This window comes from Weizmannia sp. WK01 (assembly GCF_025905465.1).
Taxonomy (GTDB): Bacteria; Bacillota; Bacilli; order Bacillales; family Bacillaceae_C; genus Weizmannia; species Weizmannia faecalis.
Genome location: NZ_CP109616.1, coordinates 560534 through 583736, shown reverse-complemented (window position 1 = coordinate 583736; position 23203 = coordinate 560534). Strand labels below are relative to the sequence as shown.

The following is a 23203-nucleotide window of genomic DNA, read 5'->3' as shown; positions in this document are numbered from 1 at the left end:
AAAAATCTAAAAGTTTATCAATTTTTGATCCTATTTCTTCAACAACCAAATCATTACGCTCATCTCGAGCCATGATTTCTCCCCTAAGTCATCGTTCTCTCGCTGAAGAATATCTATGATTTCTTCTGCTTCTTTTAATTGTTTTTTTAAATTGTCTAATTGCTTTAAGAGTTCTTTCCTATCTTCATCCAATCAGCATTCCTCCCTCCTTATGGAAGTAATGAAAAGTTTAATCCATTTCCAATGTTAACTTATTACTCAACTTTCGCACCTAGAAAATCATAATAAATTCAGTGCTGGCTAATGTCTATTACGTCTCAGATACAGCACTTGACAGTAAAATTAATATATGAAAAAACACCTCTACTTTTGGTATAGTTGATTTATCGAAAATCACTACCAAATAGAAGAGGTGTCTCCTACTATGATAGCGAAAAACAGCCTGAATAATCAACTACCAAATGAAATAAAATCAACATTTAAAGAGTTGAATATGTTGAAACACTTGCGAATCGCCGGTATTACGAAGTCCTTTGGTTTTTCTTGTGCCTACATTTTTCAATTGATTTTTTGTATGATCTTTGAAAACAAAAACTGGTTCAGGATGTTGGAAAGTAAGAAAGCTACAGACATTCCAGCCAAAGATACCGTTTATCGGTTTCTCAACCAATCAACGTTCAACTGGCGTCGTTTCCTCCTTTCACTGGTTGCCTCAGTGATTGGAAAAGTTTCGAAATTGACACGTCATGACCGTCCGAAAGTATTGATTTTAGATGATTCATCTTATGACCGGAACCGAAGCAAACACGTTGAGCTTCTGGCTCGCTGCTTTGATCATGCATCTCAAAAAATGCGTTTTTACAAAGGATTCCGCATGTTGACATTAGGATGGTCTGATGGCGCAACATTCCTACCCGTTGACTTCTCATTATTGAGTTCGAAAAAGAGCCAGATCAACGGCATATCCGAAAATATCGATAAACGCAGCTCCGGTTATAAGCGCCGAAAAGAAGCATTACAAACGGCACCAGAACAGATTCCTGGCATGATTGCCCGGGCGATGAATTCTGGTATCGATGCTTCCTATGTTCTAATGGATTCGTGGTTCACCCAACAACCTCTCATCAAGGAGATTACAGAACAAGGTCTTGACGTAATTGGTATGGTCAAAAAATTAAAACAACGCTATTTTGTCGATGGTAAGCGTGTTAGCCTAGATGAATTGTATCGTCTAGCTAAACCGACTAGTGGAAAGAAAGGAATCTTGCGTTCCATCCATACAACGCAGGCCAATGGCGTGCCAATTAAAGTTGTCTTTGTTCGCAACCGCAACAAGAAAAGCGACTGGTTGGCGATTTTGAGTACAGACTGTACACTGAGTGACCAGGAAATCATCCGTATTTACGGGATGCGTTGGGATATTGAGGTTTTCTTCAAAACAACAAAGTCCCTATTAAAACTACAAAAGGAATTCCAGAGTCGTTCATATGACGCGCTTATCAGCCACACGACCATTGTGTTTGCAAGGTATATTGTCTTGTCATGGCAAAACCGTTGCAGTGTAGATGACAGAACATTAGGTGGCATGTTTTATGAATTATGTGATGAAATAGATGACCTTGATTGGGCTGTTGCATTGCAGCAGTTAGTCGAGATTCTTGAAGATACTCTGGATAAAAGTAATAAGAAAATTCAACAACTGATCAAAAGTCAACTACAACAATGGATTGCGGGTCTGCCGAATTATATCAAGGTATACCTACCTGTTTCAGTCTGCGAAAGTTGAGTTATTAGAAATGGATTCTAAAAAGAGATTAATGAAACATTTTCCATTTCCCAAAGGATAAAAAATACGACCTGGCTCTTATTCACCTCATTTTCTTCTCAGATTTAATTGGGGCATGTGATCTGCTCCTATCGCGATTCATTTATCATTCATTGTCGGCTGTTGTTTTCTCATTGCGCACATTTATTAGATGCCGGGCCTGGGTCCCTCTTTTTCCCACCTCCAACAAAGCATTTTCACCCTGACCTCTGGGGAAACAAAATCGGAAATAAAAAAAGCGGTATGGAAAACGCTTTCTATTTTCTATACCGCCGTTCTCGTCATTTTACGATGATCCCGTTGATAAAGCTGATGATGCCCTCTTCCACTTCATCCCGGATATCCCGGTCATTGTGAATTTCATGCCGGTGTCCGGGATAAACTTTTGTTTTTACGTGATGTCCGGTTTGAACAAGCCAGTTCGATACAGCATATACCCCTTCCCCATATTGTCCCACCGGATCCTGGTCACCGGCAATGTTATAAACAGGAATCGATACCGGCACCTTTTCTGCCCACTCCGTTCCAACAATCGTCTCCATCATCTGGACAAAATAGTAGAGTGAGCGTATATTTGGCGGAGTTGAAAAATTATTAAACGGATCGTTTGCGTGGTCTGCCACAATATCCGGGTCGGAACTTATCCAGTCGTTTGGCGTTTTCGGTTGTTCAATCCGTTCCGTCATCCAGCCCATCAGTTCTTCCAAATAAGAAGGATCGGTTTCTTGCCCCTTGCCATCATCGATCAGGTTCTTCAAAACAGGGAGCAGTTTGCTTGCATTCGGGAACCTGCCTGAAGTCCCGCACAGAATTAAACCGGACAAGCCAGCACCGTGAGTAGCCGCATAACCCCTGGCAATCATGGACCCCATACTGTGCCCAAACATGAAATAAGGCAAATCAGGATATTGTTCCTGTACAATCTTTCGAAGCGTATGCTCGTCCTCCGCCATCGTCATATAACCTTTATCTCCCCAGTCTCCCCAGTTGCCGGAATCATACGCTGTCTTTCCATGGCCGACATGATCATCTGCAGCAACGACAAAACCAGCCTCATTAAACTTTAAAATCATATGTAAATACCGCCGTGAATGTTCACCAAAACCGTGGACGACCTGGACAATCCCGCGCGGTTTACGGATCGGTGTGTAAATCCAAGCTTTTACGTTGTCTTTTCCGTTAAATGATTGAAAACTCAACTCTTGAAAAGCCAAACCAATCCCTCCTTTGCTCATCTCATTAAATTTCTTTTTATCAAGCTTTTAAAATATTAGCAACATACTACTGGGTTTGACTTACAAAATTTTTTGGTCTAAAATTCCATTTCCCTAACTCTAATAATATGCACCGGCTGATTTTCATTTTTCTATTGATGCCGCGCGTTCACTACGACATGGGCATCTAATAAAACCTTTATGTCTTTTGTTTCAAAAAACATTTCCATTTAAACAATTTTCAATCGTGCTTATAAAAATTAACATTTGCTCAAAATGAAAAGATACCCTGAGCCTCTGGCATAATTGAAAAAAACATAAAAATTCTTCTTTCCCGTACTTTTACCGGGTTGCTGAACGAATCCGATTTTCCCGCATAACCTGCCCCACCTTTACAGAATCATGCACTTATGAAAATGCATGATTCAGCTGCTCTATATATTGGTTCAGCTTTCAGGAAGAGTGATCAGAATCCTTGCCAGATCCTGGTATTTAGCAAGCCAAATAACCATTAAAATGTTTTCCCTATTTCAACCGCCTTTTTGATAGCTTCCTCCATAATTTCTTCAGCCCGTTCAGGAAAGTGGTCCATTCCCTCAACAAATAATTGTTGAAAATCTTTAAAGCCCAAGAAAGTGAATAACGTTTTTACATATTGGCTTGCAGGGTCACTGCCGTTGTAGACACTTCCGCTTGATTGAATGTGCAGTGCTTTTTTTTCCTTCCAATAAACCAACAGATCCCTGGTCTGTGTATTTGAAGGTTTTCCCTGCCACTGTAATGGTATCAATCCAAGCTTTTAAACGAGTTGGCACGCTTAAATTCCACAAAGGATTTGCAATGACCACTTTATCCTTTTCCAAAAAACTTGCAGTAAAAGAATCAAACAGCGTCACTTTGTGTTGCTGTTCAATTGATAATGCGTAAAAAGGAACCTTTTGTTTTAATTTATTCCACGCTTCCAACAGGTCCCTGTCAATTTCAGGAATGGTGATATCATACAAATTGATTTCTTCTATTTCATCGTCTGGATGATGCTCCCGGTAAGACTTTAAAAAAACATTCGTCACTTTCATTGTTCGCGAATATTCTTCGGAAAACGGATGGGCTTTTACAACCAATACTTTCGACATTTTTGAGGCTCCTTTACATGTTTTACTATTATTTTATGGGTAAGCGCCTTCAAATTCAATCTATTTATTTATTTCATCCACGCACTCACACGGAGTACGACATGAATACCTTTTCTAATTGGGGCCTTGTTCTGATGGCAACTGCCGGCAAAATCGGGCGCTGACAGGCATCCCAAAAAAATGCCGGCCCCGCTTTTAAGAAAACATACGGAGCCGGCATTTTTTAGGGTTTTAATACGACTTTAATGCAACCATCTTTATGATCACTGAACAATTGATAGGCCTCGCTTGCTTTATCCAGCGAAATTTTATGGGTAATGATTTCAGTTGGGTCAAACTTTTTCTCTGTGATGTCTTTAAAGAGTTTCGGCATCAGGTGTTTAGCCGGCGCCTGTCCCATTTTCAGGGTGATATTGCGTTCGAACAGCCTGCCAAGCGGGAATGCATTGTAAACCGAACCGTATACCCCTGTCAGCTGGATAGTGCCAAACTTCCTGACCGCTTCCATCGCAATTTGAATTGCGCTGATTGTGCCGCCCTGCAGCTTCAGCTTTTGCTCGATCTTTTCAACCGCGGATTTTTTTCCGTCCATGCCGACGCAATCGATCGCCACATCAGCCCCGCCATTGGTAATCTCACGTAAATACTTTCCCATTTCATTGTATTCTTTAAAATTATACACTTCGACTCTATTCATTTTTTTGGCATGCTTTAACCGGTAGGGCACATGGTCAACTGCAATCACCCTACTGGCCCCGTTCAGCCATGCAAATTTCTGGGTCATCAAGCCGATTGGCCCGCAGCCGAGCACAACGACCGTGTCCCCCTGTTTCACACCGGAATTTTCAACACTCCAGTATGCCGTTGGAAGCACATCCGACAAAAACAGCAGTGCCTCGTCTTCCAACTCACAAGATTCAGGAATCACAAACGGCATTTGATTGCCGAACGGTACACGCAGGTACTCAGCCTGCCCGCCCGGAATATCTCCGTACCGCTCTGTATAACCAAATAAACCGCCTGTGTCGACCTCTTCATTCGGATTCGAGTTGTCACACTGGGACTCCATCCCGTGCTGGCAGTAATAGCAATGCCCGCACGAAACCGTAAACGGCAGCACAACCCGGTCGCCTTTTTTTACTTTTGTGACTTCCGAGCCGACCTCTTCAACGATTCCCATCGGTTCATGCCCGATCACAAATCCCGGGCGCGCCGGCAAAGCTCCGTTATAAATATGCAAATCAGATCCGCAAATGGCCGTTGAGGTAATTCTGACTAAAATATCATCCCGCTTTTTTAATGACGGATCATCAACTTCTTTTACCTGTATGTCTTTCGCACCTTGAAACGTAACTGCCTTCACTGCCATAACCTCCTTTTATATACAGACCTATACCCATGTTCTTTCATTCTTATGTATATCAAGAGATTTTTATCAAGTTGGAAACGGATTCCCGATTATCTAACCGGTCTTGGAAATACGGCATTTTCGGGACAACATTTGACATCCAAGGTTGAATCTGTACAGGGCCTAAGTTTTCTGTATAGGGGGCACAAGAGGCACAAGTATATTTTTTCCATACTAAAAAGGGCCCCCTACCTGGAGGCCGTTTCATCTTGAATTTTCAATATGGTTTTTGATTTGCCGCCTGTATTAAATACTGTCCAGAAACGATTGGATAAACGGAATGGCAGCACCAACCGGCACACCGTCTTCATTGGAACGGCTAATAAAAATAAACGGTTCTTCACTTGGAAAAGCTGTCTTCTCATTTACCTTTTCATGGAGAATTTGTAAATCTTCATCTTTTAAATACGGGGAAATATGCCCGCCTAAAATAAAATCCCGGTTGATTACAAGGCGAATATTATTAATGGAAAAAGCCAGATGTTCTATAAAAGTATGCCATCTCTCCACATAGGAAGGCACCCCTGAACGAACTTGCTGGAAGAAAAATGCCAAGGATTCTTCTTTTTTTAATAGTGCATGGATGGAACAGAGCGTTTCCATGCAGCCTCTTTTCCCGCAGTAACACAAAGAACCATTCGGATCAATTGTCATATGTTCGACAGTCCCGCTGTGCCCATCTTTCCCCATATAAATTTGGTCATTGATAATAATCGCCCCGCCAAGATGCGTCCCGATCGATAAATATACTGCATCTCCAATGTCTTTTCTCATCCAAAGCTCTGTTGTAGCCGCACATTTTGCATCATGCAAGAACTTGCAAGGATAGTCAAGATGCCGGGCAAAAACATGGATATCCAATCCTGTACAATCCAATATTTTGCCGTACACAATTTTTTCTCCGTCGTTAGAAGTCAGGGCCTGTACTGCAAATCCAATTCCCAGCACTTGCTCTTTCTTAAAATCAAAATGATCGATAAATGCCTGTACTTCCTGGCTAACTTGTTTGAAATAATGGTCGTCATTTGCATAAGTCAGATACAGCTCTTTTTGCTGAAAGACTGTGCCTCGTAAATCAACCGCCAAAATGCGGACTTTCTCTTTTTGGATTTCAACTCCGATCCCAATACGCGCCTGTTGACATACGGTATATGCCGCAGCCCGTCTGCCAACAGAAGATTCGAAGTATCCGCTTTTTTGAATTAGATTCTTCTTCTCCAACTGCGTCAAATGCTGGCTAACGGTTGGCAGACTTAAATGAAGCATATTCGCAATTTCTTGTTTGGAAAGTTTTTTGTGCTGATAAATCAAGTGATAGATTAAGGAATAATTATTCTTTTTTATATCTTTCAATGTCATGCTATTCGCCATGTGATGACCCCATTATATAAATACGATTTATAAAAACAGTTGTTTAAATTCACTATAACATACAGACTAATGCCTCACAACTTAGGAATGGCATCATACAGACAATTTTTTCAAATCTTCTAAAATATTTTGGTCGAAGTTTTTTAAGCGCTTTCTGTTGACACTCCCATAAAAGCGTTTTATTATATAAACAAGTTTTATAAAATGATTTTATAAAATAACTTATCAAAGGGGAGTAAGCGAAATGGGAATAATCGAGAAAATGAGATTGGATGGAAAAAAGATTTTCGTAACAGGCGGTGCAAGAGGGATTGGTAAAAGCGTTGCCACTGCTTTTGCTGAAGCGGGTGCAGACATTGCAATTGTTGACGTGGATTTAAAAGAAGCAGAAAAAACCGCCAGAGAACTGCAAGAAAATCATCCGGTCCAGGCCATTGCAGTACAAGCCGATGTGACAAAACCCAGAGATGTAAAGGCAACGACCACAAAAATATTGGATGCATTCGGACGGATTGATGTTGCGTTTTGCAATGCAGGGATTTGCCTGAATGTCCCGGCTGAAGAAATGACCTTCGAACAATGGAAAAAAGTCATAGATGTAAACCTTACAGGGATCTTTTTAACCGCACAGGCAGCCGGCAAAGTGATGATTCAACAAGGTGGCGGTTCGATTATCAATACAGCCTCCATGTCCGGACATATTGTCAACGTACCGCAGCCGCAATGCTCCTACAATGCTTCTAAAGCAGGCGTTATTCAATTGACGAAATCACTGGCTGTCGAATGGGCGGACAAGAATGTGCGGGTCAACTGTATCAGCCCGGGATATATGGGCACAGAACTGACATTAAATTCCCCAAGCCTGAAGCCTTTAATTGAACAGTGGAACAAGATGGCCCCGCTTCACCGGATGGGAAAACCGGAAGAATTGCAATCCATTTGTGTATACCTTGCAGGTGACACGAGCACATTTACAACCGGTGCTGATTTTGTTGTAGATGGTGCCTTCACTTGTATCTAATGATTCTATCATTACGAGCTCGCCCGGAATAAAAACCTTATATTCACTTGTCAATGAGCAAAACGAACTGGAAATTGACATCAACTTTGGATTTGAAATTTATTATACGAGGAGCTTATTTAATGAACTATTTACTAGGGACAGACATTGGAACTTCAGGAACAAAGACAGTACTGATGGATACAGAAGGCCATCTGATTGCCCAGGACTTGCAAGAATATGACATTATCACCCCGAGGCCTCTATGGGCAGAGCAGTGGCCGGACGTATGGCTAGATGCAGCCAAAACCTCTATCCGCAACACGGTGCAAAAATCCGGCATTTCAAAAGAAAAGATTGCCGGGATTGCAATCAGCGGGCTTTACGGAGGTTCCGGCATACCGCTGGATGAAAACATGAAACCTGTAAGGCCTTGCATGATCTGGATGGACAGGAGAGCTGATGAAGAAACGAAATGGGTGCTCGAGCATATCGGGGAAGAAAACTTGCAGGAAATCACTTATAACGGGGCAGATCCATATTACGGCTACACAAAAATTTTATGGATGAAGCGCCATGAACCGGAAAACTGGAAAAAAACGAAACTCTTTCTTCCGCCTAACGATTACGTCATCTATCATTTGACTGGTGAAATTGCGATTGACTATTCCTCGGCAGGCAATATTGGCGGAATCTTTGACATGAATACAAGGACATGGTCCAAAACATTAATGGATCAAATGGGAATTCCCATGTCGATGATGCCGCAAAGGATTGTAGAGTCAACGGATATCGTTGGCGGATTGACGAAAAAAGCAGCAGAAGAACTGGGGCTTTCTGAAGGTATGCCCGTCATTGCCGGCGGAATCGACTGCGGCGCTGCAAACATCGGGCTGGGGGTATTGGAATCTGGCATTTACGCCGCTTCTATCGGCACTTCGATGTGTGCTGCACTTATCTCCGACCAGCCTGCGAAAGGAAAAGGTTTGATTGTCTGGCCTTATTTATATGACGCCAAACGATTATCGTATTGTTTCGCAGGAGCCAATACGGCAGGCGCGATTGTCAAATGGTTCAAGCAAACCCTGTGCCAGTTTGAATTGGAAGCAGAGAAACATGGCGGCAGAAATGCTTATGATATTTTAAATGAACAGGCATCGAAAATTCCTGCCGGCAGTAATGGCCTTATCGTCCTTCCGTATTTTATGGGGGAAAGAGCCCCAATATGGGATTCAGATGCCAAGGGCACCATTATCGGGCTCTCGCTTGCCCATACAAAAGCGCATCTTTATCGTGCATTCTTAGAGGCGGTTGCCTATTCTTTAAGAAATGCCATGGAAGCAACCGGTGAAAACGTGGGGAATGCCATCTACATTGCCGGCGGCGTAACAAAATCCAAAGTCTGGCGGCAAATTTTTGCGGACGTAACCGGCTATCCTGTCATTTGCCCGCTCCATGATGTGGAAGCCAATATGGGGGATGTCATTCTTGCCGGAATCGGAACAGGGCTTTTAAGTTACGGCGACGTAAAAAAATGGCAGGTATTAGATGAAAAGATCCTGCCAAATCCGGAAAACCATGAAAAATATAACGCCTGCTATCAAGTTTATCAATCTGCCTATCAACATTTAAAACAAGATATGAAAGCGATATCCCGCCTTGTTGAATCACCAACAAGATAGACAGAGCGGACATGATTTGCTTATTGGCTGGTTTTCCAGCCTCGCCATCATGTCCAGTTGTGGCGCCATTACGATACAGCGGCCCAACGGAAATTCAAAAAAGGGGATGTGAGTTAAATGGAGAAATGGAAAAAAAGAATGGGGTATGGTGTAGGAGATTTAGGTTGTAACCTTGTGTTCGGGACAATGGCATCTTATCTGATGTTTTTCTATACGGACGTCTTTGGCATTACAGCAGCCGCTGCCGGCACATTGATGCTCGTCACGAAAATTATCGATGCATTTGCGGATACCGGAATGGGATTGATCGTTGACCGGACCCATACGAGATGGGGCCAGGGGAGGCCTTATTTTATCATCGGAGCTGTTCCTTTTACTGTTTTTACCATCCTTACGTTTATCGTGCCGGCTACCGGAATGACTGGAAAATTGGTCTGGGCATATGTGACGTTTACTTTGCTGAATATCGCATATACCGTTGTCAATATTCCGTTAAACACGATCGTTCCAAGACTGACTTCAGACGTGCATGAACGAAACTGGCTTGTAACGACCAGAATGATTTGCGCTTTATTGGGAACAGCATTGGTGATGTCCATTACAACGCCACTTGTAAACCTGTTCGGGCAAGGAAGCACACAAAAAGGTTTTCTCATTACGATGTCGTTATATGCTGTTCTCGCCTTATTGATATTTGTGATTACCTTTATGAACACAGAGGAAGTTGTACCCCCGGCTGTCAAACAGGAAAAACATTCGTTTTTGGAGGATCTAAAAGGATTAACCGGCCAGAGCATCCTGTTCTTTATCTTAAACTTTCTTTACTTTGCATTATTTGTGATCCGTAATACCACGGTTATCTATTATTTTACCTATAATCTGGGCCGTTCCAGCTGGTTAACTTTTGTAGGGCTTTTCGGTATTTTGTCCGGCCTGCCCATGCTGCTTGTTCTTCCATTTTTACAGAAAAAAATATCAAAAAAGGCTTGCTTGCTGTTAAGCACAGCGATTTACATTATCGGCGATTTGATGATCTACTTTGGAAGCGCATTCCCAGTTATACTGATTGCCGGATTAGCCGTAACGGGTCTCGGCATATACGGCATTTTTGGGACAACATTTGCCATCCAACCAGATGTCATCGACTACTCGGAGTATCAGAAAAAAAGAAGCATATCCGGTATGATTGCTGCTTTCCAGGGCTTTTGTGTGAAATTAAGCATGGGACTGGCAAGCGCGCTGATCGGGATATTCTTAAAAATGGGCGGCTATGTACCGAACGCAACACAAACCCCGACTGCTTTAAAATATATCGAAGCTTCATTTATATGGATTCCCATGTTGATCTGCCTGCTTATCGGCATCACGACCTGCTTCTATAAATTGGATCAACAACGGGAAAAAATGAGTATCGAACTGGAACGCCGCCGTCAAATCTTTAACTCTCAATCGGCAGAAACAGTATAACCCGGTTTTTCTTCTATATCCCCCTCATTTTCAAAGGGGGATATTTTCAAGCAGTTACAGGGCACAAGACCACGCATATTGATTTATCTGTACTGGGGCGGCCCCCATTATCGGAGGCCGCTTCGCCCTAGTTCACCTTCACTTATTCATTTACACAAAATATTTTACATTCTCTTAGACTTAGCAAAAACTTGAAGGGCTTTAGTAAATATTCAATGCAAGGGTTATATAGAAAATACTAAAAGAACTTTGCATTTGAAAGCTGATTGAATGCATAAAGAATAACCAAGTATTTTCGCCGATGTATTCTTTTATATATTAAGGCAGAGCTTGCTGACAAATGGGATGTAAGCTAAAATCAGATCCGTTCAGCAAACCCTAGTTCATGAATCGGACAGTTCATTCAATCTTGCATTTAAAGCATTTAGCTTTCTTTGGCGCTTAGGTTCGTTATCTTCAGCATTAGCTACTTTAAAGAGTTGCCTCACTTCCTTTTTGGTTGCAACTTTGTGTTGTACGCAAAAAAAACAAAAATCTTCAAGTGTATCTTGTATAATGAGCTCGGGGGTATCGTATTCACTGGCTGCTGTGCATATTTCTTCATCATGGATAATTTCTCGTATCTCATAATCATTGCTGCAAATGATTCTAGCTTGCAATAACATTGCAGCAGCCAATGTGTGAATTTCACCAAGATTGCTTGTGCTTTTAAGTATCATTCCAAGATTTCTCTTTTTTTCATAAAGCCTCTTAAAGCTCTCTCCAATATATCGTTCATAGTAACGATATATTTCAAATTCATCGTGAGAAAGACATTGTACATCATCCGGATCAAAAAGTTGCCACCTTTGTTCATGAATTTGTTTTTCCGCCACTGATCTGTTCAATAGGAGTTCATTCAAAACTGAGATATGGATGTATACATCCTCGTAAAGCTGATTAATCCACCCGATGACATCGCTTTTTTTATAAACAGCCGCGAGTTGAATAATATTGGTATCAATAAAGACTTTCCCTCTTCTCACAAATCTTCTTCCTCTTCCTGTGAGATCGTGCGTTCACGATTTGTTTCCGTTTGATACCTTATCGCCGTTTCCGGAGAGATTTGAGCCAATTTTCCAGATGCTTCTGCTTTATTTAATAATCTTTTTTCAACAGCTTCAGCGATAACGCTTTCATATTTGCTAAAGCTTTTAATGGGAAAAGGCTCATCAAGCGGGCTGTTTGCGAGATGGTGTGCTTTACGAAGTGAAATCCACTCTTTTTCTTTTATTGCTATCAAGCGGCGGGATTTTGATAACTTTAATTCGAGTATCCGTCTTGCCACAGCTTCGTATGGTGCTGCGGCCATGTCAGCAATCATGATGATCGCTTTTTCTTCTCCAAAGTCCTGTTTCAGTCTTCCCCATAGCAGACGGACAAGCGAGGCAGGCATCATTACCGCTGCAGCAAACCGGTCAGCTGCTCTTTCATGGTCAATTTCTTCACTAATGACTTCTTTGTATCCTAATAAATGCCAAAATTCATGTGCAACTGTAAAATATCTTATGCGTAAAGGCTGCCGGGTATTGATGGCCACAAAAACTTGTTCCGAATCAACATTTACAGTAGCGCCGAAATATTCGTTGTCCGGCACATCTTGAAAAATAACATGTGATATTTCTTGAAGTTTTAACTCAATCCCCGGGCCGATAAATATTTCGGCGCCAAAATGATCAGTTAAAAATTGCCCGGCGAAAGCTTCACCAACTTGTTCCGACTGTAACTTCAGCTTACTCATATGGTTTCTCCCCAGTAGCACGATTGATCTCCTCAATCCGTAAACAATCTTCAATTGCAAATAACATATTTTCCAACTGGCGTTTGGCAGCCCTCGAATTGGCTTTCCCGCGTAAAGAAAGTACATAAGGTTTTTCTGAACGATCTTCAGCTAACAATTCTTCAACGGTAATCCCCATAACTTTTGCCACTTGAGCCATTCTGTTTGGAAGAAATTGCCGTTTTCCTGTTAAAATATGTCCCATTAAGGATTTACTGATTCCTACTTCCTCAGCAAGATCTTGAATGGATTTTCCTTCCGTGTCAAGCCAATCTCTCACTTTTTTGATTGCCGCTTCATTGGCTTTATTCATGAATTACACTCCCTCAATTATTCCTATATCTTTATTATATACAAAACCACGCAAAAAGTGTAGACGTCTACAAAAGTTGCAGCATAGTATCTCCCTTGTTTGGGATACCTTATACGAATACACTATTCATTGCATTTGGTAATAATTGACCAATATCCCCAGCTTAAAACACCAGCTGAAGGCGATAGAATTTTCACCTAAAACGATCTATCATTCCAGGATATGGAGAAACGGCCCCCTACCTGGAGGCCGTTTCGTCTTACTTCACCTTTACATATCGGTATTTGCTTTTATTCCCCGCCTTGTCTTTTGCATAAATCTTCAGCGTGGATCCTCTTTTTTGTTTCTTCATATGCACCGAGTAGGTTCCTCTTGAATTTGCCGTTGCTTTTCCGACGTAATGGCTACCGTTGTAAACATAAACCGTCGCGTATTTTTCCGCCTTACCGGAAACCGTTGTTGATTTGTAAGTGACCTTTCCGGCTGTTGGAATGCCAGGGGCGGTTTTATCTACAACCTTAAACGATTTGCCTGCACCCGTATTTCCCGCTTTATCTGTCGCATAGGCTGTTAGAACCGTTCCTGCCTTTTGCTTCGATTTGATTTTAACTGAAAAGGTGCCTTTACTACTTGCTGTCCCTGTCCCCAGCACCGTTTTGCCACGTTTAATCGTCACTTTGGCACCGGCTTCTGCTTTACCTGTAATCGTTGTTTGATTATCACCAAACCGATTGACGGAAGGAGCTGATGGTGCTGTTTTGTCTTCCACTTTGAACGATTTGCCTGCACTTGTATTTCCCGCTTTATCTGTTGCGTAGGCTGTCAAAGTCGTTCCTGCTTTTTGTTTTGCGATGGTTACCTTGAATGCACCGTTTTTATCGGCCGTTGCCGTGCCTAAGATTTTCGAGCCAGATTTTACTGTTACTTTCGCGCCCGCTTCTGTGGTTCCTGTAACCGCAGTGCTTGCATCACTTACTTCATTCACTTTCGGCGCTGCCGGAGCCGTTTTATCAATAACCGTTACTGTTGTTTCAGCGCTCTTGTTCCCTGCTGCATCTTCCGCATAAACGACAAGCTTCGTCCCCACCTTTTGTTTTGCGATGGTTGCCTTAAATGCACCAGTACTATCGGCCGTTGCCGTGCCTAAGATGTTTGAGCCAGATTTTACTGTAACTTTTGCCCCCGCTTCCGTGGTTCCTTTAACCGCAGTGCTTGCATCGCTTACTTCATTCACTTTCGGCGCTGCTGGAGCCGTTTTGTCCTGAACAGTGACGACGGTTTCTTCACTCTGATTGCCCTTGCCGTCTTCTGTATGCACATGCAGTTCTGTTCCGGCTTTTTGTTTAGGGATGCTGACCGAAAAACTTCCATTTGAATCAGTAGAATTGGAACCAATTTCCTTTCCGCTCACCGCTACTTTCACAGTCACATTCGGGTCTGCCGTACCGGTAACTACTGTGTCATTATCCCCAACCGTTTGAACGGACGGTTTTGACAGGGACGTTACAGCGCCTGCATCTCCTTTTTCAAGAAGCGTATAGGTGATATCGGTTCCTTTGTCAGAAGGAACTTGAAAATCATCTTTGGAGCTTAAAGCTTTGACGATGGCTCCGCCGCCTTTTATATTGATTGAGGAGCCGCTGTAGGTTTTTACTTTCAGCCCGTCAAAAGCAGTATCCCCTTTAAATCCGTAAAGGCCGGTGTTCTCTTTCAAGACAAGTGCGGCACGGAAATCTGTCATAAACTGGCCGAAGCTAAGGTTCGGATCAATGTATTTATGGATGATATTCTGCACTGCTTGATAATCAGTATGCGGATCATTAATCAATTCCTTATAAATCGTGTTTCCTTGTCCGCACTGGGCCTTTAAATACTCCATAAACAGGTATGACAAAGAATAGTTTGCCAATGTGTCACCCTCATAATCCCAATACAAAAGCGAATGGCCTTTTGTAATGTCCGCATCTTCATTGTAGTAATCGATCCGGTCATTCAACGGTGCACCGGTATAAATTTGTTCAGCCGCCATCGAGAGGCCCTCATCCATCCAAGTATCCGTATCGGTCAATCCTTGTACAAATACTTTTTGGTTAAAATTAATCATATGTTGAAACTCATGCGCCAGGGTAGAATAAGCTTGCGAAACATCTTTCGTAGCAGACATGCCCATCAATGGATAGGTATCAATATAGAAAATTTCCGACTCATTGGAATAGCTGTAATGATACAGGTCGCGCGGAGAAAAATACCCAGCCACGTAACCGCCGCTTCCACTAAATCCATCTTGAATGTCATAGCATAATATATTGACCTTCCCATTCTGGTCGACATCAGATGGCATTCCAAAGTTGTCGACATCTGATTGATAGATTTTATTATCGAATTCTTTTCCAAGTAATGCTGCTTCATCCTCTGTAATATCGTTGTTGTTCACCCAAACGTTGGCGTGGTCGCCGCTATAAAGAAGCGTTGCAGAAATGGATGAAAAATCGCTGGTTTCTGTATTTTGAACGTAGAACGATTTGCTGTCGCCTTTAACATAATCTTTTTTAATCGACTTTGTCTCTTTTTTCAGGGCTTTATTTTGGTTCTTCTCTGTGTCAAACGGTGCCACGTAATCCATACGATATGCGGACGGGCTGAGTTTTTTGCTTTCGGCATAAGCATCGTTATTAATGCGGAAAGAACCGGTATATTCAGAGTTTGAACCATCAGGAAATTCATTGCTGATGAGTTCATAGTAATTCGTATCCCCGCTGCTTGCCTGTGCCCCTACCGGCAACCCAATGATCAAAGAGAACGTTAACAATACATAGAGTACGAATCTCACTTTTTTCATATAACTCCCCCCCTAATCTGGTGGATCTCACTCCCAAGTTTGCAGAACCCTTTCATATTAAAAAAGAAATGAAAACCACTTTGTTTAAAGATTACGATATTTTCTAAATATTGTTCAGGGTTTATCACAAATTCCCCCTCTAAATTTTTGGAGATAGGATAAGCAAAAACCCCGGAATTGGAAAAAATTCCAGGGTTTAGCAGAATATTAAAATGTAATTTTTTTTATAGAAAATACTTTGCACTTGAAAACTGTTTCAACGGATAAATGAGGGTAAAAAGCCAACATCTGATACGTTCAGCAAATTGAATGTTTTTTGAGGGGGTGCCACCGCACTACTGCAGCCCCCTCATTCCTCCCTTAAATCAAACAACTGGTGATTGATCGCGACGGTATGCGGATAGACATCTTTATAAACCTGGTAAAAATCGCGGTAACGCTTCACGTTTTTCGGTATCGGCTCAAATGTCCGGCCTGTCCGGATAAAGGCGGCTGCACAATCTTTGAGAGAAGAGAACCATCCTAATCCGCTTGCTGCAATCATAGCGGCGCCCATACCGGGACCTTGTTCATTCTGAATTTTGATGACTTTTGCTTGAAAAATATCAGCCTGAATTTGCAGCCACTGGTCACTTTTCGCACCGCCGCCGATGGATATCACGGTATCGATGTTCTTGCCATAGTTTCGAAAAATTTCAACGCTTTCATTGATAGAGAAGGCAATACCTTCCATCACTGCACGGGTAAAATCCCGCCTGGTGTGTGAGCTGTCAATGCCTGTAAAAGTGCCGCGGATTTTTGCATCGGCATAGGGCGTTCTTTCCCCGGCAATAAACGGCATGAAAAGCAGGCCGTTTGCCCCGATCGAAGAATGCGCGGCTTCTTCCAGCAATGTTGCAAAATCTTCGCCTTTTGTGAATGTATCCTTAAACCAGGACAGACTGTATCCGGCGGCAAGTGTAACGCCCATTGTATAGTAAGCATCTTTCTGTCCATGATTAAAAAGATGCACTTTGCCGCCAAAGTTTTTATTGCTGTCTGATTCATATGAAAGGAATACACCGGATGTGCCAATGCTGCAAAGTGCTTTGCCTTCTTCTAAAATGCCGGCGCCGATCGCACCGCAGGCATTGTCCGCCCCACCGGCAAACACTTTGGTCGCAGGAGAAAGGCCGCACGTCGCAGCGATGTCCGGCAATAATGTGCCGACTTCTGCTTCCGTCTCAACAAGCGGCGGGCAAATATCGGCCGGGATGTCAAATGTGCGCAAAATATCCGTGCTCCATGATTGATTGACGATATCTAACAACAGAGTGCCCGCTGCATCCGAGTAATCCATGCCAATCGTTCCGGTTAACCGGTAACGAAGATAATCTTTTGGCAGGAGAAAGACACGCGTTTTCCGGAAATTTTCCGGTTCGTACTGCTGGACCCAAAGTATCTTCGGAAGTGTGAACCCTTCTAAGGCCGGATTTTTTGTAATTTCCAGCAGCTTGCCACCCAGTACTTGATCGATTTTTTTGCATTGTTCAGTTGTTCTTGTGTCGTTCCAAAGAATAGCATTGCGGATGACTTGCAGATTTTCGTCCAGCAGCACAAGCCCGTGCATTTGGCCAGAAAAACTGAGCCCTTCAATTTCATCGCGGGGTACCCCGGATTTTTCCGTTAGTTCTTTCAAAGCTTGAATCGTTTTTTCGACCCACTGTTCCGGATCCTGTTCGCTGTAACCCGGGTGCGGCTGCATTAACGGATAGGATTTAGAAACAGATGAAACCACCTGTCCGTTTTGGTCAACAAGTAATACTTTAACAGAACTTGTCCCAAGATCGACACCGATTGCATATTTCATCTTAATCTCCCCATTGAATAAACCGGCCGGCCTTCATCCAGGCAGGCCGGTTCGGAATTTTATGCATTTACACTTTGATAGGCTTCTTGCACAATATAATGGTTCAGCGTATTTTTCAGTTGTTCCAGGCGGCCAGATTGGTTTATAATTTCTTTTTTATCAAGAATATAATTTTCAAGTGATTTAAAATCAGCTTTGCCGGAAACAATATCGGCGCCGATGCCTTCTTTATAGCTGCTGTACCGTTTTTCGATAAAGGCATCAAATACGCGGTCTTCAATCAGCCGGTTTGCCACTTTTAATCCAAGGGCAAAGCTGTCCATGCCGGCAATATGCGCGTAAAACAGATCTTCATCTGTGAACGAGGCGCGGCGTGTTTTCGCATCAAAGTTCAATCCGCCCCTGCCAAGGCCGCCGTTTTTCAATACTTCATACATCGCAAGCGTGGTGGAATAGAGATCTGTCGGGAATTCATCTGTATCCCAGCCGAGCAGCGGATCACCCTGGTTCGCATCCAAAGAGCCAAGCAAGCCGTGGGTACGCGCAACCCGAATTTCATGTTCAAACGTATGGCCGGCCAATGTGGCATGATTTGCTTCAAGATTCAGCTTGAAGTGTTGAACCAAATCGTAAGTTTTTAAGAATGCAATAGTCGTAGCAGCATCAAAATCATATTGATGTTTTGTCGGTTCTTTCGGTTTCGGCTCAAGCAAGAACTGAGCATCAAATCCGATTTCTTTCGCGTAATCAACGGCCATATGGAAGAACCGTGCCAGGTTGTCCTGTTCCAGCTTCAAATCTGTATTTAACAAAGTTTCATAGCCTTCCCGGCCGCCCCAAAATACATAGTTTTCAGCGCCCAGTTCTTTCCCGACTTCAAGCCCTTTTTTCACTTGGGCGGCTGCGTACGCGAAAACATCTGCGTTGCAAGAGCTAGCTGCACCGTGGACAAAACGTGGATTTGTGAACATATTGGCTGTATTCCATAAGAGTTTTACTTTGCTTGTTTTCATATAATCTTTAATCATGGCAACGATAACGTCCAGATTTTTATTTGTTTCCCTTAATGTATCGCCTTCAGGAGCAATATCGCGGTCATGAAAGCAGAAATAAGGGTTGCCCAGTTTTTCAAAAAATTCAAATGCTGCTTCTACTCTTGCTTTGGCAAGATCCATGCCTGTGAAGCGATCCCACGGGCGGATCTTGGAGCCTGCGCCAAACGGATCGGTACCGCTTTCAGTAAAGGTGTGCCAGAATGCGACTGAGAATCGAAGCTGTTCTTCCATCGTTTTTCCACCAACGAGTTCTTTCGGATTGTAATGATTAAACGAAAGACCGCTTTTCAATTGTTTGCCGGAATAAGTGATTTTGCTGACATTTGGAAAATATGCCATTGCTGTTTCCTCCTAATATATCATTATTATATTACATTGCCCAGAATCCGTTTAAATGTTCAATTTTCCGCCTGATGTTTTAATTCTAAATCTCGTTGCATTTTTACTTCGATTTTATCCACTTTATAGAAAACCAACGCTAAAGCGGATAAGCCGAAACCAATAATTGGAACCCAAACATAATTTGCTTCAATAGCCCTTAAAGCAGCTGAAGATTGCGCTGCATTTGCAATGTATCCGCCGGCGCTTAAGATGGCTCCAGTAATTGCACCACCAAGTCCCATTCCAAGTTTTGCGCTAAAACTGGAGAAGGACGTCACAATGCCCTCTGCCCGGACTCCATTTTTCCATTCACCATAGTCAACGGAGTCTGCCAGCATGACAGCAATTAAACCTGAAACATAACCGGTGCCCAGATAACCAACAATGGTTGCAATAATAATGGTGGTGATGCTTAACGTATGAGCCCCGACTCCCAGAATGAGCTGCCCCAGAATTGCCAGAATCATTCCCATTAGCATCGTATTCCGTTTTCCAATCTTTTTAGCCGTTGCAGGCGTTGCAACAACAGCAACCAAAGCGATCACTTGCAGACCTAAAATAAGGGAAGCAAGACCTGCATGATGCATGTTGTATTTGAAAAAGTAGACCGTCACTTGTGATTTGGTTTGCATGCCCAACCAATAAATAAAGTTAATAAAAATGATAATCGCCCATGGCCAATTTTTTTTGAGGGCTTTGACCGCTTCTTTGATCGGGATGGATTTTTTTGATTGCTTCGTTTGTATCCGTTCTCGCGTATTTTTAAATGTTATCATGAAAATGGCAACAACAATGATCGCGATGATGAGTGAAGTAAGAAAAAAACCTTGTTTCTCATTTCCATGCCCTAATGCATTCACCATCGGCAAAGTTAAAACAGAAACCAGCGTTGCCCCTGCAGTCCCAAGAAATTGACGGATTGTACTTAATGTTACCCGTTCATTCGGATTGTTGGTCAGGCTGGGAAGAATAGACGTGATTGGAATATTTACAGCCGAATACAAAATATCTACACCTATATAGGTGATGTAAGCCCATACAATTTTACTCGTCAAGCTCATGGATGGGGTGGAAAACACCAGTACACAAAATACAGCAAAAGGAATGGAAAACCACAGAAAATACGGTCTGCTCTTCCCCCATTTTGTGTGGGTGTGATCAATCATGATACCCCAGAAAGGCCCATCAAACGCATCCACAATACGCGCAACCAAGAACAAGGTACCAACAATTGCTGCACTAATCCCAAAGACATCCGTGTAGAAATACATCAAATAAGTGCCAACCATCTGGAACGAAAGGTTGCAGGCGAAATCACTCAATCCATAACTCACTCTTTCTTTCCAAGGAACCAAATTCGGCATCTTCAGCTTTTCCGTTCTGCCATCCAAACTTTCTTTTGTTTGAGCATCCATGTTTTCCCATTCTCCTTTTAAATAAATTGAATGCACGGCATCATTTGCGTGAGACATTTTAAAAGAATAGATGGCCGGCCGGATAAATAAACCCAGCCGGACTTTTCTATTTATGAAGAACGGCTTCTTCATGATGGAATCTATTTTGAATGACTGCTGCATCTCCATGTTGAGGGTGCCAAACGACTTGATAGTTTTCAGGGCCTTTTACTGTTAAATAGACCGTACCGCTCTTATTTTCCGCTTTAACCGTAACCGATTCGCGACCATCCGGCTCATAAACAACGGTTTCCTTAATTACATCCTCGCCGTCAAAACCGTAGAGATGAATAATCGGTTCTTTTCCGTATTCGTATTCTGCATGCGCTGTTTCCGGTCCACAGATAATGATGCTGTTTTCCTTGGCCAGCAATGGAAATGCCATATAATCATAGTTTTCATGGTACCATTTTCCGCCTTCATAAACTTTCCCGGTTAAAATGTTTGTCCACTTTCCTTGAGGCAAATAGTACTCGGCATTTCCATCCTCATTAAAAATGGGGGCAACCAATAGATTTTCTCCGAGCATATATTGCCTGTCAAGCAAAACTGCAGCCGGGTCATCCTGAAATTCCATTACCATCGGGCGCATCACAGGAACGCCAAACCGGTGTGCTTCTACCGCATGTTTAAAGAGATACGGCATTAAACTGTATTTCAGTTTTGTAAATTTCTTGGTGACCTCTACCGCTTCCTCGTCGAATATCCACGGAACCCGGTACTCCACATTTCCGTGATAACGACTGTGTGAGGAAAGCAACCCAAACTGGGTCCACCGTTTATAAATATCCGGTGTAGCCCCTTCTTCAAAGCCGCCGATGTCATGGCTCCAGAAACTGAATCCAGATAACATTAACGACAACCCACCACGTAATGATTCGGCCATAGAATTATAATTTGATTGGCAGTCGCCGCCCCAATGCACTGGAAACTGCTGGCTGCCGGCAGTCGCAGAACGTGCAAAAACGACCGCGTTTTGTTCGCCTTTCTTTTCTTTTAACAGGTCAAATACCGTTTTATTATAAAGATAAGTATAATAATTGTGCATTTTGCCTGGGTTGGAACCATCATAATAAACTACGTCTTCCGGGATTCTTTCCCCGAAATCTGTCTTAAAGGCATCCACTCCCATGTCCAGTAGGCGCTCAAGTTTTGAAGTGTACCATTTGCGTGCATCAGGATTTGTAAAATCAACGACTCCCTGGCCGCCCTGCCATAGATCCCATTGCCATACACTGCCGTCTTTCCGTTTAATGAAATAACCTGCTTTTTTTGCTTCCTCAAATAACGGCGACTTTTGCCCGATATACGGGTTGATCCATACACAAATTTTCAATCCTTTATCTTTTAAGCGCTGTAACATTTTTTCCGGTTCAGGAAAAATACGCTTATCCCATTCAAAATTACACCATTCAAATTCTTTCATCCAGAAACAATCAAAGTGAAAAACATCAAGCGGTATTCCCCGCTCATGCATCCCGTCAATAAATTGATTAACCGTTTTTTCATCGTAATCCGTACAAAAAGAGGTGCTAAGCCAAAGGCCAAATGACCAAGCCGGTGGAAGCGCAGGTTTTCCCGTCAGATCTGTGTACTTCCGGATGATTTCATGCATTGTCGGACCGTAAATGAAGAAGTATTCCAATGTTTCATCTTCCACACTGAACTGCGTTTTCGATACATGTTCGGAACCGATTTCAAAAGAAACATGGCCAGGATAATTGACAAAAACCCCATATCCTTTATTGCTAATAAAGAATGGAACATTTTTATACGACTGTTCACTGCTTGTCCCGCCATCTTTATTCCATATTTCAACTGTTTGCCCATTTTTCGCAAAGTTTGTAAACCGCTCGCCTAAACCGTAAATGTATTCTCCTACATTCAAATCAAGACTTTCTTTGATATAAGCCTTTTTTTGATCGGATAAGACGTAACCTGTTGATTTATAAGCTGATTTTGTCAGCAGGCGGTCTCCTGCAACAAAGGAAAGTTCATATTTTCCCTTATTAATTTTGGCTGATAGCTGCCCGGTCGTAACGGTAATCAAGTGTTCATCTTCTGTAACCTGTATCTTCTTTTCCTGACGATGAACTTGAAATTCAGGCCCTTTTTGTATTCCACCAGCATGGTGAGTCAGCTTCACACTTAACACATCTTCTTGTGGAGAAGTAATATCGACTGTCATCATTCCAAGGTTTAATGTGTCAGCTCTTGACTGGACTTTCTTAAAAGGTGCAAAAACCGTAAGCTTCTTTTCATCTGTTTGCGCCTCAAAAACATGGATTGGGGATGAGATCGTATATCCTTCTCTTGCCAACCAAACGCCATTTGTAAATTTCATCGGATGTCCCTCCAAATTTGCTTAACAGCCTCAGAAAATACTTAAATCT

General features: G+C 42.5%; 18 protein-coding genes. 4 read left to right on the top strand and 14 right to left on the bottom strand.

Features of this window, described 5'->3' with window-relative positions; all coding sequences use genetic code 11:
• Positions 1–30: 30 nt before the first annotated feature.
• Complete coding sequence (locus tag OF158_RS02740; protein WP_225620948.1) at positions 31–192, bottom strand: hypothetical protein; 162 nt, start codon at positions 190–192, stop codon at positions 31–33.
• A gap of 232 nt (positions 193–424) precedes the next feature.
• On the opposite strand from OF158_RS02740, the gene OF158_RS02735 reads away from it, so the two are divergent.
• Positions 425–1786, top strand: coding sequence for an IS4 family transposase (locus OF158_RS02735; RefSeq protein ID WP_043052472.1), 1362 nt, complete (start codon positions 425–427; stop codon positions 1784–1786).
• 320 nt (positions 1787–2106) lie between these two features.
• On the opposite strand, the gene OF158_RS02730 is transcribed toward OF158_RS02735, so the two are convergent.
• The 5 genes from OF158_RS02730 to OF158_RS02710 all read right to left on the bottom strand — a co-directional run bounded on the left by OF158_RS02730 (position 2107) and on the right by OF158_RS02710 (position 6951).
• A complete protein-coding gene (locus OF158_RS02730; RefSeq protein WP_035182551.1) occupies positions 2107–3039 on the bottom strand; it encodes an alpha/beta fold hydrolase in 933 nt (310 codons plus the stop codon).
• A 511-nt stretch (positions 3040–3550) separates the two neighbouring features.
• Positions 3551–3775: an NAD(P)H-dependent oxidoreductase gene (locus tag OF158_RS02725; RefSeq protein ID WP_235221850.1), complete on the bottom strand. Its 225-nt coding sequence runs from the start codon at positions 3773–3775 to the stop codon at positions 3551–3553.
• Positions 3708–4172 (bottom strand): NAD(P)H-dependent oxidoreductase, encoded by a 465-nt coding sequence (locus OF158_RS02720; protein WP_235221858.1) that lies wholly within the window; start codon positions 4170–4172, stop codon positions 3708–3710. Before OF158_RS02720 ends, OF158_RS02725 begins: the two co-directional genes overlap by 68 nt.
• A gap of 223 nt (positions 4173–4395) precedes the next feature.
• Positions 4396–5535 (bottom strand): zinc-dependent alcohol dehydrogenase, encoded by a 1140-nt coding sequence (locus tag OF158_RS02715; RefSeq protein WP_035182553.1) that lies wholly within the window; start codon positions 5533–5535, stop codon positions 4396–4398.
• Positions 5536–5826: 291 nt separating this feature from the next.
• Positions 5827–6951, bottom strand: coding sequence for an ROK family transcriptional regulator (locus OF158_RS02710; RefSeq protein WP_035182555.1), 1125 nt, complete (start codon positions 6949–6951; stop codon positions 5827–5829).
• Positions 6952–7195: 244 nt separating this feature from the next.
• Here OF158_RS02710 and OF158_RS02705 point away from each other — a divergent pair, with 244 nt between their 5' ends.
• The 3 genes from OF158_RS02705 (at position 7196) to OF158_RS02695 (ending at position 11100) form a co-directional block, all read left to right on the top strand.
• Positions 7196–7972, top strand: coding sequence for an SDR family oxidoreductase (locus OF158_RS02705; protein ID WP_035182557.1), 777 nt, complete (start codon positions 7196–7198; stop codon positions 7970–7972).
• A 122-nt stretch (positions 7973–8094) separates the two neighbouring features.
• A complete protein-coding gene (locus OF158_RS02700) occupies positions 8095–9633 on the top strand; it encodes an FGGY-family carbohydrate kinase (RefSeq protein ID WP_035182558.1) in 1539 nt (512 codons plus the stop codon).
• A 117-nt stretch (positions 9634–9750) separates the two neighbouring features.
• A complete protein-coding gene (locus OF158_RS02695; protein WP_035182559.1) occupies positions 9751–11100 on the top strand; it encodes an MFS transporter in 1350 nt (449 codons plus the stop codon).
• A gap of 383 nt (positions 11101–11483) precedes the next feature.
• On the opposite strand, the gene OF158_RS02690 is transcribed toward OF158_RS02695, so the two are convergent.
• The 8 genes from OF158_RS02690 to yicI form a co-directional block, all read right to left on the bottom strand.
• On the bottom strand, positions 11484–12125 hold the full coding sequence (locus OF158_RS02690) for a hypothetical protein (protein ID WP_017551431.1): 642 nt from the start codon (positions 12123–12125) through the stop codon (positions 11484–11486).
• Positions 12122–12880, bottom strand: coding sequence for an ImmA/IrrE family metallo-endopeptidase (locus OF158_RS02685; protein ID WP_013858323.1), 759 nt, complete (start codon positions 12878–12880; stop codon positions 12122–12124). The genes OF158_RS02690 and OF158_RS02685 overlap by 4 nt, the downstream gene beginning before the upstream one ends.
• The gene (locus tag OF158_RS02680; RefSeq protein ID WP_013858322.1) at positions 12873–13232 is read right to left on the bottom strand and encodes a helix-turn-helix domain-containing protein; all 360 of its coding nucleotides are present in this window, start codon (positions 13230–13232) and stop codon (positions 12873–12875) included. Before OF158_RS02680 ends, OF158_RS02685 begins: the two co-directional genes overlap by 8 nt.
• A gap of 259 nt (positions 13233–13491) precedes the next feature.
• On the bottom strand, positions 13492–16071 hold the full coding sequence (locus OF158_RS02675) for an Ig-like domain-containing protein (protein WP_035182560.1): 2580 nt from the start codon (positions 16069–16071) through the stop codon (positions 13492–13494).
• Between the two features lie 349 nt (positions 16072–16420).
• Entirely contained in the window at positions 16421–17920 is a 1500-nt protein-coding gene (gene xylB, locus OF158_RS02670) for a xylulokinase (protein WP_043052518.1), read from the bottom strand.
• Positions 17921–17979: 59 nt separating this feature from the next.
• Entirely contained in the window at positions 17980–19314 is a 1335-nt protein-coding gene (gene xylA / locus OF158_RS02665) for a xylose isomerase (RefSeq protein ID WP_043052519.1), read from the bottom strand.
• Between the two features lie 59 nt (positions 19315–19373).
• Positions 19374–20771 carry an MFS transporter gene (locus OF158_RS02660; protein ID WP_043052591.1) on the bottom strand — a complete coding sequence of 466 codons (1398 nt, stop codon included), beginning with the start codon at positions 20769–20771 and terminating at the stop codon, positions 19374–19376.
• 106 nt (positions 20772–20877) lie between these two features.
• The gene (gene yicI, locus OF158_RS02655) at positions 20878–23154 is read right to left on the bottom strand and encodes an alpha-xylosidase (protein ID WP_063613105.1); all 2277 of its coding nucleotides are present in this window, start codon (positions 23152–23154) and stop codon (positions 20878–20880) included.
• Positions 23155–23203: the final 49 nt, after the last annotated feature.

Bases quoted from the DNA above. Each gene is read 5' to 3' on its own strand.
- OF158_RS02735 (WP_043052472.1), top strand. From the start codon at position 425: ATGATAGCGAAAAACAGCCTGAATAATCAACTACCAAATGAAATAAAA.
- xylB (WP_043052518.1), bottom strand. From the start codon at position 17,920: ATGAAATATGCAATCGGTGTCGATCTTGGGACAAGTTCTGTTAAAGTA.
- OF158_RS02675 (WP_035182560.1), bottom strand. From the start codon at position 16,071: ATGAAAAAAGTGAGATTCGTACTCTATGTATTGTTAACGTTCTCTTTG.
- OF158_RS02705 (WP_035182557.1), top strand. From the start codon at position 7,196: ATGGGAATAATCGAGAAAATGAGATTGGATGGAAAAAAGATTTTCGTA.
- OF158_RS02685 (WP_013858323.1), bottom strand. From the start codon at position 12,880: ATGAGTAAGCTGAAGTTACAGTCGGAACAAGTTGGTGAAGCTTTCGCC.
- OF158_RS02710 (WP_035182555.1), bottom strand. From the start codon at position 6,951: ATGGCGAATAGCATGACATTGAAAGATATAAAAAAGAATAATTATTCC.
- yicI (WP_063613105.1), bottom strand. From the start codon at position 23,154: ATGAAATTTACAAATGGCGTTTGGTTGGCAAGAGAAGGATATACGATC.
- OF158_RS02720 (WP_235221858.1), bottom strand. From the start codon at position 4,172: ATGTCGAAAGTATTGGTTGTAAAAGCCCATCCGTTTTCCGAAGAATAT.
- OF158_RS02680 (WP_013858322.1), bottom strand. From the start codon at position 13,232: ATGAATAAAGCCAATGAAGCGGCAATCAAAAAAGTGAGAGATTGGCTT.
- OF158_RS02695 (WP_035182559.1), top strand. From the start codon at position 9,751: ATGGAGAAATGGAAAAAAAGAATGGGGTATGGTGTAGGAGATTTAGGT.
- OF158_RS02700 (WP_035182558.1), top strand. From the start codon at position 8,095: ATGAACTATTTACTAGGGACAGACATTGGAACTTCAGGAACAAAGACA.
- OF158_RS02660 (WP_043052591.1), bottom strand. From the start codon at position 20,771: ATGGATGCTCAAACAAAAGAAAGTTTGGATGGCAGAACGGAAAAGCTG.
- xylA (WP_043052519.1), bottom strand. From the start codon at position 19,314: ATGGCATATTTTCCAAATGTCAGCAAAATCACTTATTCCGGCAAACAA.